Below are 13981 nucleotides of genomic sequence, written 5' to 3' on the forward strand. Positions count from 1 at the left end.
ATGGCAATCGGAAAACGCACCACGAAGGCTCGCGAGGGCGTCGATCGCGAGAAGCTCTATCCGCTCGCGGAGGCCGTCAAGATGGTCAAGGAGCGCGCCAAGGCGAAGTTCGACGAAACCGTCGAGATCGCGATCAACCTCGGCGTCGATCCCCGTCACGCCGACCAGATGGTTCGCGGCGTGGTGACGCTGCCGAACGGCACCGGCCGCACCTTGCGCGTCGGCGTGTTTGCGCGTGGCGCCAAGGCGGATGAAGCCAAGGCTGCCGGCGCTGACGTCGTCGGCGCCGAAGATCTCGTCGAGAAGGTGCAGGGCGGCACGATCGATTTTGACCGCTGCATCGCCACCCCCGACATGATGCCGCTGGTCGGCCGTCTCGGTAAGGTGCTCGGTCCGCGCGGCATGATGCCGAACCCGAAGATCGGCACGGTGACGATGGACGTCACCGGTGCAGTCAAGGGCGCCAAGGGCGGTTCGGTCGAGTTCCGCGTCGAGAAGGCCGGTATCGTCCAGGCCGGAATCGGCAAGGCTTCGTTCCCGGCAGAAAAGCTCGTCGAGAACGTCAAGGCGCTGACGGATGCGGTCGCCAAGGCGAAGCCCGCAGGCTCGAAGGGCACCTACATTCAGCGCGTCGCGGTCTCCTCCACGATGGGACCGGGCGTGAAGGTCGAGCCGGGAAGCATTCTCGGCTGAGATTTTTAAATGGCGGATCGACCGGAAGGAGCGGAATCGGGCAACCGGTTCCGCTCTTTTCTTATGATCGGTCTGGTGGTCCGATTCTAACATTCGCATTGCGAGCTCGCGGCCAAGTGGGTAGCGCATGTCAAATCCACTCGACTGGCGACTTGAGAGGGACGCATGCCCGAGAAGGTGTTGATCTACTCGAAATTTCCCAAAACGCTGATGGTGCGGATCGGCGAGCGATTTGAATTGCTGGACGCAGCCGGCAAGCAGCCGGGCGAGGTTTTTTCCGCCGAACAGCTTTCGACTGTTCGCGCCATGATCACGGCCGGCGGCACGCAGCTTCCGGGCGACGTCATGGACACCTTGCCAAAGCTCGCGGCGATCGTCTGCTACGGCACCGGTTATGACGGCGTCGATCTTGCGGCGGCCAAAGAACGCAACATCGCCGTCGGCAACAGCCCGGGAGCGAATGCCGCCAGCGTCGCCGATCTCGCGGTGACCCTGATGCTGACCGCGACACGGCGAATCATTCCGGCCGACGCTTTCGTGCGCGATGGCAGCTGGGCCGCGTCAAAACCGTCGCCGCTATTGCGTGCAGTGCCAGGCAATCCCGGCCGCCGGATTGGCATCTACGGTATGGGCGAAATCGGCCGCAAGATCGCCGCGCGAATGGCGGCGTTCGAAACCGAGGTCGGCTATTTCAGCCGGACGAAGCATGATCTGCCGTATCGCTACTTCGACAGCCTGGAGCGGCTTGCCGACTGGTGCAACGTATTGATGATTGCGGTGCGCGCCGGCGCCGACACCCATCACGCCGTTAACGCCGGTATCCTGAAAAAACTTGGGCCCGACGGTTACGTCGTCAACATCGCACGCGGCTCGGTCATCGATGAGGCGGCGCTGACCGCCGCTTTACAGAATAATGTCACCGCCGGTGCCGGACTTGATGTGTTCGAGAAGGAGCCGCATTCGCCTAGCGCTTTGGCCGCGCTGCCGAACGTGGTGCTGACGCCGCATGTCGGCGGGCATACGACCGACTCGCACGCCGCGATGCAGGATTGCGTGATCGCCAATCTCGAGGCGTTTTTCGCCGGACGGCCGCTGGAATACCCGGTGCGTTGATTCCGAAGGGTTGCCGGAACTTCACTGCCGGGGCTGGACCGGCGCGTAACCCAGCTTGTCGGGATTGCGAACGAGATAGATCGCCGCGATCTTCGCGCCGTCGGTGCTGATGCTCAAACTGTGATCGAGTTCGCCGTCCATGTAGAGCAGGGCGCCGATGCCGCCGTTGATCATGGCAGGCTCGATGCGGATGTCCTGGCCCGTAGCCTTGGCCTTGCCGGCCACGCTGATAAAGAAGCGCGCAACCTTGTCGGCGCCGTAAATCGGATTGAGCGCCGCTGTCTTGCGTCCGCCACCGTCGGTTACCGCGACCGCATCTTCGCGCAACAGGCCGGTCAATTGCGACATGTCACCGTTGACCACGGCTTCCAGGAATGCCTGCAACAGATGCGCGTGGCTGTCGGACGCTGCCGGCGGCGGCCGCTCGTTGCGCACCGCGCGGCGGGCTCGCGTCGCCAGTTGCCGGCAGGCCGGCTCGCTGCGGCCGATCATCGCGGCGATGTCGGAAAACGGAATGTCGAAGACGTCGTGCAGCAGGAACGCAGCGCGCTCCTGCGGCGACAGTCGGTCGAGCGCAAGCAAGAGCGCAAAGGACAGGTCGTCGGCGAGTTCGGTCGCCGCTTCCGTCGACAGGCCATCGGTGTCGAAGACCGGCTCGGGAAGCCAGGGGCCGACATAGATTTCGCGTTGCGCCTTCGCGCTCTTGAGTCGGTCGAGGCAGAGCCGCGTCACGATGGTGACGAGAAAGGCCTCGGGGTTACGAACGTCGTCGGCGCCGATGAATCGGAGATAGGCGTCCTGCACGACGTCTTCGGCATCGCTGCGGCTGCCGAGCATGCGATAGGCAAGCCCAAGCAGCCGCCGCCGATATGGCGCAATTGGATCGCTCTCACGCGGCCTGCTTGACGACATCGATCTGCTTTCCGTCGATGGTAATTCGCCGGCATTCCCTGGCATAGCCAAGGGCTGCTTTCATCATCGGATACATCCGGCCCATTTGCAGTGCGAAGGCGAGGTCGATCACGCCTTTCTCGCCCCATTGGGCACGAACGGCGTCGCGGTGCTCGTCTTCGTCGGCCGATCGCCGCACGATCGCGTCGGCAAACCGGAAGGCAAGAACGGCGCTGTCGTTCATGGCGCGGACATCGCGGCGCACGACCGCCTCGACCTGGTCTTTGGGGATGCCGGCCTCAAGGGCCATGTCGACGACAAGCTGCGCACACGGTCCGCAATCCTCTGCTTTGGCGCCGACCAGTCCAGCGGCGAAACTGGCCTCGACGGGAACCACTTCGCGGTGGCGGGAGGCCTTCATCAGCGGTGCGAATTTGAAGAAGGCCGCGGGCGATTCCCGCAGCAGCATGTCGAGATAGCTGGTGTCATAGCCATAGCGCTGACGGAATCTGCGCAAGATGCGCCGTGCAAAAAAGCTTCGCATGATTTTCTCCTTGTCTGGAAGGGCGGAATAGAGCGCGAGTGCGGATGGGAGCACCACGGCAACAACGTCGAACGCGGCGTGATGGTCGTGGCCTGCCACGATGCTTGCGAGATGAATGAGGCCATGGGCGGCGAGGAAACCGGCGCCCGCGATCGCCGCCGGCCAGAAGGCGGGTCGCCACGCCCGAACAGCCAGCGCGAGACCGGCAACGAGGAATGCCGCGCCGATGTCCTGCACAAAGTGCGGATTGAACGGGCCGGTTTCCGTCGCACCCGGCACGGTTTTGAACCAGAACGGTCCTGCGAACAGCATCATCAGGCCGTTCGTGACGTTCAAAACCGCCAGGATCGCTGCCAATACTCGCCGCATGAGGACCTCCATGAACCCCAGACGAACGAGGGAGGTCCGATGTGACAGCCGTGGGCGATTTTTTGGTGTATTTGCGCCAGGTCGAAATTAGCCCTTGGCAAGACCGGAAAGACCCGCTAAACACCGCGCTTCCGGACGTGCTGGCGAATTGCTGGCACGTCTGTGCTCGCATTCCAAAAGAGAACGAATAGGAGACTTTTCCTTTCAGGACATTCCGTATGGGTGGCTCGAAAGGAAGGGAAAGCCGTCGTTTGAAGGGAAGACGGGCAGGGCTAGGCCGGTTTGCCGGCGTATCCCGATCCTGTCCAAGACTACAGGCGCCAGAGATAAACGTAAGTTTCTCAATGGCTTAATTGCTCAGCCTGTACAGACGGGTGAAGACCAGATTTTTGACCCCCGAGGCTGCGGCTCGCCGTGGCTTTTCAAGGGGTGTTTGGTTCGAACCTCGACGTCCCGCGACCTCAAAATGGCTCGGGAGGGCAGGCGTTTCAATGTCGTTCTGCCCGACGGTCCTGAGAGGCTTTGCGTCTTTTGAGGTCTGATTGGAGCGGAACGATGGGTGCAACCCGGCGGTCCTGCCTCAGGCTTTAGGACCGCCAACCGGAGAGAGCTTGCTGTGGAAAGAGCGGCAAAAAAGGGCGCGGTCGAGGAGCTGAACGGTCTGTTCAAGACCACGAGCGTCGCGGTCGTTGCTCATTATTCCGGCCTCACCGTTGCCCAGATGCAGAAGCTGCGCATGCAGATGAAGCACGCGGGCGCCTCGGTGAAGGTCGCGAAGAACCGTCTCGCCAAAATTGCTCTTGAAGGCACTGACGTCGTTGCTATCGGCTCCCTGTTGAAGGGGCCGACCGTGATCGCGACTTCCAACGATCCGGTAGCGGCGCCGAAGGTTGCCATCGAATTCGCCAAGACGAACGAGCAGTTCGTCATTCTCGGCGGTTCGATGGGTAAAACCGTCCTGAATGTCGATGGCGTGAAGGCGCTTGCCTCGCTGCCGTCGCTCGATGAACTGCGCGGAAAGATTGTCGGCCTCCTGGTGGCGCCGGCGACCAAGCTCGCTCAGCTCTCGAATGCGCCCGCGGCCAAGCTCGCGCGCGTCATTCAGGCTCATGCCTCAAAGAGCGAAGCGGCCTGACGGCTCTCGCAAAACACATAAACCCTGGTTCGAACCGATACGTTTAAGGAAACAGATCAATGGCTGACTTGCAGAAGATTGTTGACGACCTCTCGAGCCTGACCGTGCTCGAAGCGGCCGAACTCGCCAAGCTCCTCGAAGAGAAGTGGGGCGTCTCGGCGGCTGCGGCCGTGGCGGTTGCCGGCCCCGCGGCTGCCGGCGGTGCTGCGGCGCCGGCTGAGGAAAAGACCGAGTTCACGGTCGTTCTCGCCGCCTCCGGCGACAAGAAGATCGAGGTCATCAAGGAAGTCCGCGCCATCACCGGCCTCGGCCTCAAGGAAGCCAAGGACCTCGTCGAAGGCGCCCCGAAGCCGGTCAAGGAAGGCGTCAACAAGGACGAAGCCGACAAGATCAAGGCCCAGCTTGAGAAGGCTGGCGCCAAGGTGGAATTGAAGTAAGCGCAGCTTCTTCAATTCCATCCCCGGACGAGCGCAGCGCGATCCGGGGATCTGGTGCAAAGACGTGGATGGCCGGGTCAAGCCCGGCCCATGACGGAAAAAGGATCTTCCCCCGGGTTCCACCCGGCGGGCGTCTTACACGAGAAAGTGTGGGGATTGGTGGGGATACCCCTCGAATTTCCGCGATCGCTGCCCCATATCGGGGCGGCAGCACGAAAGCACGGCAGGCGGAAGGGATCGCAAGTTCCCAGCGCAGGCCGTTGGGAGACAGGCAATTTCGGGCTTTGCAGTCCGTAACGAAGCGGTTTTAGACGTGCGGGTGCGCTAAAGCGCTCCGCGCGTCGCTTTGCGTTCTTTGAGAACCGGATACTTCTATTCAGGATTTTGACTTCCTGATGAGGGCGAGCTGGGCCGAAGAACGATTTGAAATTCAACTCCGAAGGCGACCCCGCGCTTTCGGAAAGGTCCGCTCCTCAAAAGGGCGGCGAAACGAGAGGCCACGATGGCGCAACAGACGTTCACCGGTCGCAAACGCGTTCGCAAGTTTTTCGGACACATCAAGGAAGTAGCAGAGATGCCGAACCTCATCGAGGTTCAGAAGGCGTCCTATGACCAGTTCCTGATGGTAGACGAGCCGCAGGGCGGCCGTCTCGACGAAGGCTTGCAGGCGGTCTTCCGCTCGGTATTTCCGATTTCGGATTTCTCCGGCACCTCGATGCTGGAGTTCGTGCGCTATGAATTCGAACCGCCGAAATATGACGTCGACGAGTGCCGCCAGCGCGGCATGACCTTCGCTGCGCCCTTGAAGGTGACGCTGCGCCTGATCGTGTTTGATATCGATGAGGAGACCGGCGCGAAGTCGGTGAAGGACATCAAGGAGCAGGACGTCTACATGGGCGACATCCCGCTCATGACGATGAACGGCACTTTCATCGTCAACGGTACCGAGCGCGTCATCGTCTCCCAGATGCACCGTTCGCCGGGCGTGTTCTTCGACCACGACAAGGGCAAGACGCATTCCTCCGGCAAGCTGCTGTTTGCCGCGCGCGTCATCCCGTATCGCGGTTCCTGGCTCGACATCGAGTTCGACGCCAAGGACATCGTCTATGCGCGTATCGACCGTCGCCGCAAGATTCCGGTGACGTCGCTGATGTTCGCCCTTGGACTCGATGGCGAGCAGATCCTTTCGACCTTCTACAAGAAGATCAACTACAAGCGCGGCAAGGAAGGCTGGCGCGTGCCGTTCGACGCTGCCCGTTTCCGCGGCTACTCGACGGTCAACGACCTGATCGACGCCGACACCGGCAAGGTGGTACTGGAAGCCGGCAAGAAGCTTACCGTGCGCGCCGCGCGCCAGCTCCAGGAAAAGGGGCTGAAAGCGCTGCGGATGTCGGATGAGGAACTGGTCGGCAACTACCTCGCCGAGGACCTCGTCAACCCGAAGACGGGCGAGATCCATGCCGAGGCCAGTGAGGAAATCACTGACAAGCTGATGAAGGCGCTGAACGAGCAGGGCTACAAGGAACTGCCGATTCTCGACATCGACCACGTCAATGTCGGTCCCTACATCCGCAACACGCTGCATGCCGACAAGAACATGACGCGTGAAGATGCGCTGTTCGACATCTACCGCGTGATGCGTCCGGGCGAGCCGCCGACGCTGGATTCGGCGCAGGCCATGTTCCAGTCGCTGTTCTTTGACTCCGAACGCTACGACCTTTCCGCGGTCGGCCGCGTCAAGATGAACATGCGCCTCGAACTCGATGCGCCCGACACCCATCGCACGCTGCGCAAGGAAGATATCCTCGCCGTCATCAAGACACTGGTCGACCTGCGCGACGGCAAGGGCGAGATCGACGACATCGATCACCTCGGCAACCGCCGGGTGCGTTCGGTCGGCGAGCTCATGGAAAACCAGTACCGCATCGGCCTGCTCCGCATGGAGCGCGCCATCAAGGAGCGCATGTCGAGTGTCGATATCGACACCGTGATGCCGCAGGATCTGATTAACGCGAAGCCGGCGGCGGCCGCCGTACGCGAGTTCTTCGGCTCCTCGCAGCTCTCGCAGTTCATGGACCAGACCAACCCGCTGTCGGAGATCACCCACAAGCGGCGCCTGTCGGCGCTTGGCCCGGGCGGTCTGACCCGCGAGCGCGCCGGCTTCGAGGTGCGCGACGTGCATCCGACGCATTACGGCCGCATCTGCCCGATCGAAACGCCGGAAGGTCCGAACATCGGTCTGATCAACTCGCTGGCGACGTTCGCGCGCGTCAACAAATACGGCTTCGTCGAAACGCCTTATCGCAAGGTCAAGGACGGCCGCGTCACTGACGAGGTGGTGTATCTGTCGGCGATGGAGGAGGGGCGTCATCACGTCGCTCAGGCCAACGTCGCGCTCGATAACCGCGGCCGCTTCACCGACGATCTCGTGGTCTGTCGCCATGCCGGCGACGTGGTCATGATCTCGCCGGACAAGGTCGACTACATGGACGTGTCGCCGAAGCAGCTCGTTTCGGTCGCCGCGGCGCTGATCCCGTTCCTCGAGAACGACGACGCCAACCGCGCACTGATGGGCTCGAACATGCAGCGTCAGGCCGTGCCTCTGGTGCGCGCCGAAGCGCCGTTCGTCGGCACCGGCATGGAAGGCGTGGTCGCCCGTGACTCCGGCGCTGCGATTGCCGCACGCCGCACCGGCGTGATCGACCAGATCGACGCCACCCGTATCGTCATCCGCGCCACCGAAGATCTCGATCCGACCAAGTCGGGCGTCGATATCTACCGGCTGATGAAGTATCAGCGCTCCAACCAGTCGACCTGCATCAACCAGCGTCCGCTGGTGAAGGTCGGCGACGTCGTCAAGAAGGGCGACATCATCGCTGACGGTCCGTCGACCGATCTCGGCGAACTCGCGCTCGGCCGCAACGTGCTGGTCGCGTTCATGCCGTGGAACGGCTACAACTTCGAAGACTCGATCCTGCTCTCCGAGCGGATCGTGAAGGACGACGTCTTCACCTCGATCCACATCGAGGAATTCGAGGTGATGGCCCGCGACACCAAGCTCGGTCCTGAGGAAATCACCCGCGACATTCCGAACGTTTCGGAAGAAGCGCTGAAAAACCTCGATGAAGCCGGCATCGTCTATATCGGCGCCGAAGTTCGCGCCGGCGACATCCTGGTCGGCAAGATCACGCCGAAGGGCGAGAGCCCGATGACGCCGGAAGAAAAGCTCCTGCGTGCCATCTTCGGCGAAAAGGCCTCCGACGTTCGCGACACCTCGCTGCGCGTGCCTCCGGGCGTGCAGGGCACGATCGTGGAAGTTCGCGTCTTCAACCGCCACGGTGTCGACAAGGACGAGCGTGCGCTCGCGATCGAGCGGGAAGAGATCGAGCGTCTGGCCAAGGACCGCGACGACGAACAGGCGATCCTCGACCGCAACGTCTACAGCCGTCTCGCCGAGCTCCTGGAAAACCGCCAGGGCATCGCCGGACCGAAGGGCTTCAAGAAGGACACCAAGATCACGCGCGCCGTGCTCGAAGAGCATCCGCGTTCGCAGTGGTGGCTGTTTGCGTCGCCCAACGACAAGCTGATGGCCGAAATCGAGGCCATGCGGAAGCAGTACGACGAGTCGAAGAAGGGGCTGGAACAGCGCTTCCTCGACAAGGTCGAGAAGTTGCAGCGTGGCGACGAGTTGCCGCCCGGCGTGATGAAGATGGTCAAGGTCTTCGTCGCGGTGAAGCGCAAGATCCAGCCCGGCGACAAGATGGCCGGCCGTCACGGCAACAAGGGTGTGGTGTCCAAGATCGTCCCGATCGAGGACATGCCGTTCCTCGAGGACGGCACCCATGCCGACATCGTGCTCAATCCGCTCGGCGTGCCTTCGCGCATGAACGTCGGTCAGATTCTCGAGACCCATCTCGGCTGGGCCTGCGCCGGCCTTGGCAAGCGCATCGGCCAGACGGTCGACGCTTACCTCAGCAAGCAGGATACCAAGCCGCTGAAGGAGACCTTGAAGAAGATCTACGGCGATGAAGAGACGATCAAGTCGCTCAACGATGGCGAGTTGATCGAGCTTGGCCGTAACCTGAGCCACGGCGTGCCGATCGCGACGCCGGTGTTCGATGGCGCCAAGGAAGCCGACATCGAGGAAATGCTGAAGATGGCAGGCCTCGACGCCTCGGGCCAGTCGACCGTCTATGACGGACGAACGGGCGATGCCTTCGACCGCAAGGTGACAGTGGGCTACATCTACATGCTCAAGCTGCACCATCTGGTCGACGACAAGATCCATGCGCGCTCGATCGGTCCGTACTCGCTCGTCACCCAGCAGCCGCTGGGCGGAAAGGCGCAGTTCGGGGGCCAGCGTTTCGGCGAAATGGAGGTCTGGGCGCTGGAAGCCTACGGCGCAGCCTACACCTTGCAGGAAATGCTGACGGTGAAGTCGGACGACGTCGCCGGCCGTACCAAGGTGTACGAGGCAATCGTTCGCGGCGACGACACGTTCGAGGCGGGTATTCCAGAATCCTTCAACGTGCTGGTCAAGGAAATGCGTTCGCTGGGCCTCAACGTCGACCTGCACAATTCGAAGGCGGGCGCGGCGCCGACCTCGGAGGCTGCCGAGTAAGCACAGATATCGTACCCGGCGCGTGGAAAGCGCGCCGGGTATTCGCAGTCCGCGCTTTCAGCCGAAGGCGCGTGTGGCTGAATGAGGAATTTCGAATTTGCTGCCGGTGACGATCGGCACGCGAGGAGAAGACGATGAACCAGGAAATTATGAATCTGTTCAACCCGACGACGCCGGCTCAGGTCTTTGACCAGATCCGGATCTCGATCGCGTCGCCGGAAAAGATTCTGTCGTGGTCTTATGGCGAAATCAAGAAGCCGGAGACCATCAACTACCGCACCTTCAAGCCGGAGCGCGACGGACTGTTCTGCGCCCGCATCTTCGGGCCGATCAAGGACTACGAGTGCCTGTGCGGCAAGTACAAGCGGATGAAGTACAAGGGCATCATCTGCGAAAAGTGCTCGGTCGAGGTGACGCTGTCGCGCGTCCGGCGCGAGCGCATGGGCCATATCGAACTGGCGGCGCCCGTCGCCCACATCTGGTTTTTGAAGTCGCTGCCATCGCGCATCGGCCTTCTGCTCGATATGACGCTGAAGGATCTCGAGCGGATTCTCTACTTCGAATACTACGTCGTGCTTGAGCCGGGCCTGACCTCGCTGAAGGACCGTCAGCTGTTGTCGGAAGACGAGTACCTGAAGGCGCAGGACGAGTTCGGCCAGGATTCCTTCACCGCCATGATCGGTGCGGAGGCGATCCGCGAGCTCCTGAAGGGGCTTGATCTCGAGAAGCTCGAGGTCTCCCTGCGCAGCGAAATGCAGGAGACCGACTCCGACATCAAGCACAAGAAGTTCGCCAAGCGGCTCAAGATCGTCGAGGCCTTCCGCTATTCCGGCAACAAGCCGGAGTGGATGATCCTGACCGTGGTGCCGGTGATCCCGCCTGACCTGCGGCCGCTGGTGCCGCTCGATGGCGGCCGCTTTGCGACCTCGGACCTCAACGACCTCTACCGCCGCGTCATCAACCGCAACAACCGCCTGAAGCGGCTGATGGAGCTGCGTGCGCCCGACATCATCATCCGCAACGAAAAGCGAATGCTGCAGGAGGCGGTCGACGCGCTGTTCGACAACGGTCGCCGCGGTCGCGTCATCACGGGCGCAAACAAGCGTCCGCTGAAGTCGCTCGCCGACATGCTCAAGGGCAAGCAGGGCCGTTTCCGTCAGAACCTGCTTGGCAAGCGCGTCGACTATTCCGGCCGTTCGGTGATCGTGGTCGGTCCCGAGCTGCGCCTGCATCAGTGCGGCCTGCCGAAGAAGATGGCGCTCGAGCTGTTCAAGCCGTTCATCTATTCGCGGCTCGACGCCAAGGGTCTCTCCACCACGGTGAAGCAGGCCAAGAAGCTGGTCGAGAAGGAGCGTCCGGAGGTCTGGGATATCCTGGACGAGGTGATCCGCGAGCATCCGGTGCTGCTCAACCGCGCGCCGACGCTGCACCGCCTCGGCATCCAGGCGTTCGAGCCGGTCCTGATCGAAGGCAAGGCGATCCAGCTTCATCCGCTGGTCTGCGCCGCGTTCAACGCCGACTTCGACGGCGACCAGATGGCCGTGCACGTTCCGCTGTCGCTGGAAGCGCAGCTGGAAGCGCGCGTCCTGATGATGTCGACCAACAACATCCTGCATCCCGCGAACGGTCAGCCGATCATCGTGCCGTCGCAGGACATCGTGCTCGGCCTCTATTATCTCTCGATCATGCGCGAGGGGCTGCCCGGCGAGGGCAAGCTCTATGGCGAAATGGCCGAGATCGAGCACGCGCTGCACTCGAAGGTCATCCACCTGCATACCAAGATCAAGTATCGCTGGGAGGGCCTCGACGAAGAGGGCAAGCCGGTCAAGCGCTGGATCGAAACCACGGCGGGCCGGGTCATGCTCGGCAACGTTCTGCCGAAGAATCCGAAGGTCTCGTACGACGTCATCAACAAGCTGATGACCAAGCGCGAAATCTCCGGCGTGATCGATCAGGTCTATCGTCACTGCGGCCAGAAGGAGACGGTGATCTTCTGCGACCGCATCATGGCGCTCGGCTTCTACAATGCGTTCAAGGCCGGCATTTCGTTTGGCAAGGACGACATGGTGGTGCCGCACGGCAAGTGGAAGATCGTGGAGGCCACGCGTACGTTGGCGAAGGATTTCGAGCAACAGTACAACGACGGTCTGATCACCCATGGCGAGAAGTACAACAAGGTGGTCGACGCCTGGTCGAAGGCCACCGAAGAAATCGCCAAGGAGATGATGAAGGAAATTTCCTCGACCAAGAAGAATGCCAAGGGCGCGGAAGCCGACATCAATTCGATCTACATGATGGCGCATTCCGGTGCGCGCGGTTCGCCGGCGCAGATGCGTCAGCTCGCCGGCATGCGCGGTCTGATGGCGAAACCGTCAGGCGAAATCATCGAGACGCCGATCATATCCAACTTCAAGGAAGGCTTGTCGGTGCTCGAATACTTCAACTCGACCCACGGCGCCCGCAAGGGCCTCGCGGACACCGCGTTGAAGACGGCCAACTCCGGTTACCTGACCCGCCGTCTCGTCGACGTGGCGCAGGACTGCATCATCACTCAGGACGACTGCGGCACCAAGCTCGGCATCAAGATGCGCGCCATCATCGATGCCGGCACGGTCGTCGCATCGCTGGCATCGCGCATTCTCGGCCGCACCGCGGGCGAGGATCTGCGCGACCCCGCGACCAATAAGGTCGTGGTCAAGCGCGGCACGCTGATGGAGGAGACTCACGTCGACGCCATTCAGCAGGCTGGCATCCAGGAGGTGAAGATCCGCTCGGCGCTGACCTGCGAACTCGTCAACGGCATCTGCGGCAAGTGCTACGGCCGCGATCTGGCCCGCGGCACGCCGGTCAACCACGGTGAGGCCGTTGGCGTCATCGCGGCGCAGTCGATCGGCGAACCCGGCACGCAGCTGACGATGCGCACCTTCCACATCGGCGGTGCGGCGCAGATCAACGAGCAGTCGTTCGTGGAGTCGAACTTCGACGGCAAGGTGACGATCAAGAACAAGGCGATCGCCAAGAACAGCGAAGGCCACCTGGTCGCGATGGTCCGCAACATGGTCGTTGCGATCTCGGACGCCGACGGCACGGAGCGTGCGACCCACCGTATCCAGTACGGTGCCCGCATGCACGTCGACGAAGGCGATACGCTCAAGCGCGGCCAGCGCATTGCCGAGTGGGATCCCTATACCCGCCCGGTGCTGACCGAAGTGGAAGGTACGATCGGTTTTGAGGATCTGGTCGAAGGCCAGTCGATCTCGGAAACGCTCGACGAATCCACCGGTATCGCCAAGCGCGTCGTCATCGATTGGCGTTCGACGCGTGGCGGGGCCGATCTGCGGCCTGCGATCGTCATCAAGGGTAAGGACGGCAAGGTCCTCAAGCTGGCGCGTGGCGGTGACGCCCGCTACATGCTGTCGGTCGACGCCATTCTGTCGGTCGACGTTGGAGCCAAGGTCAAGCCCGGCGACATCCTGGCGCGTATCTCGACCGAGAGCGCCAAGACCCGTGACATCACGGGCGGTCTGCCGCGCGTGGCGGAACTGTTCGAAGCCCGCAAGCCGAAGGACGCGGCGATCATCGCCGAGATCGCCGGCACCATCCGCTTCGGCCGGGACTACAAGAACAAGCGCCGCATCTCGATCGAGCCGATGGACAAGACCGAGGAGCCGCGCGAGTACCTGATCCCGAAGGGCAAGCACATCCACTTGCAGGACGGCGACATCGTCGAAAAGGGCGATTTCATCGTCGAGGGAAATCCGGCTCCGCACGACATCCTGGCGATCAAGGGCATCGAGGAACTCGCTGCCTATCTGGTCAACGAGATCCAGGAGGTCTACCGGCTGCAAGGCGTCTTGATCAACGACAAGCACATCGAGGTGATTGTCCGTCAGATGCTGCAGAAGGTGGAGATCACCGATCAGGGCGAGACCGACATGATCTCGGGCGAGCAGGTCGACAAGATCGAGTTCGACGCGCTCAACGTCAAGGCCAAGGAGGAGGGCAAGAAGCCCGCCACGGGAACGCCGGTTCTGCTCGGCATCACCAAGGCCTCGCTCCAGACCCGCTCCTTCATCTCGGCGGCCTCCTTCCAGGAGACCACGCGCGTGCTGACCGATGCCGCAGTGAACGGCAAGTCGGATGCGCTCGAGGGCCTCAAGGAGAACGTCATCGTCGGA

Annotated in this window: 8 protein-coding genes; 6 read left to right on the forward strand and 2 right to left on the reverse strand. The window is 62.1% G+C overall.

Annotated elements, in window-relative coordinates; all coding sequences use genetic code 11:
• Both rplA and M6D32_RS16560 read left to right on the forward strand, forming a co-directional pair.
• A complete protein-coding gene (gene rplA, locus M6D32_RS16555) occupies positions 1-693 on the forward strand; it encodes a 50S ribosomal protein L1 (protein ID WP_298258076.1) in 693 nt (230 codons plus the stop codon).
• Between the two features lie 165 nt (positions 694-858).
• Positions 859-1806, forward strand: coding sequence for a 2-hydroxyacid dehydrogenase (locus M6D32_RS16560; protein ID WP_298258078.1), 948 nt, complete (start codon positions 859-861; stop codon positions 1804-1806).
• Between the two features lie 21 nt (positions 1807-1827).
• Here M6D32_RS16560 and sigJ read toward each other — a convergent pair whose 3' ends face one another.
• Together sigJ and M6D32_RS16570 are read right to left on the reverse strand one after the other, a co-directional pair.
• Complete coding sequence (gene sigJ, locus M6D32_RS16565) at positions 1828-2718, reverse strand: RNA polymerase sigma factor SigJ (RefSeq protein ID WP_298258080.1); 891 nt, start codon at positions 2716-2718, stop codon at positions 1828-1830.
• Positions 2696-3610 carry a hypothetical protein gene (locus M6D32_RS16570; RefSeq protein WP_298258081.1) on the reverse strand — a complete coding sequence of 305 codons (915 nt, stop codon included), beginning with the start codon at positions 3608-3610 and terminating at the stop codon, positions 2696-2698. The genes sigJ and M6D32_RS16570 overlap by 23 nt, the downstream gene beginning before the upstream one ends.
• A 616-nt stretch (positions 3611-4226) precedes the next feature.
• On the opposite strand from M6D32_RS16570, the gene rplJ reads away from it, so the two are divergent.
• From rplJ to rpoC, 4 genes are all read left to right on the forward strand, one after another.
• Entirely contained in the window at positions 4227-4745 is a 519-nt protein-coding gene (gene rplJ / locus M6D32_RS16575) for a 50S ribosomal protein L10 (protein WP_298258082.1), read from the forward strand.
• 59 nt (positions 4746-4804) lie between these two features.
• Entirely contained in the window at positions 4805-5182 is a 378-nt protein-coding gene (rplL, locus tag M6D32_RS16580) for a 50S ribosomal protein L7/L12 (RefSeq protein WP_298258083.1), read from the forward strand.
• Positions 5183-5684: 502 nt separating this feature from the next.
• On the forward strand, positions 5685-9803 hold the full coding sequence (gene rpoB / locus M6D32_RS16585; RefSeq protein WP_298258084.1) for a DNA-directed RNA polymerase subunit beta: 4119 nt from the start codon (positions 5685-5687) through the stop codon (positions 9801-9803).
• Between the two features lie 134 nt (positions 9804-9937).
• Positions 9938-13981: DNA-directed RNA polymerase subunit beta' (gene rpoC, locus M6D32_RS16590; RefSeq protein WP_298258085.1), on the forward strand; the 4044-nt coding region annotated here is incomplete at its 3' end.

The sequence above is a fragment of the Bradyrhizobium sp. genome (assembly GCF_027307225.1).
GTDB lineage: Bacteria > Pseudomonadota > Alphaproteobacteria > Rhizobiales > Xanthobacteraceae > Bradyrhizobium.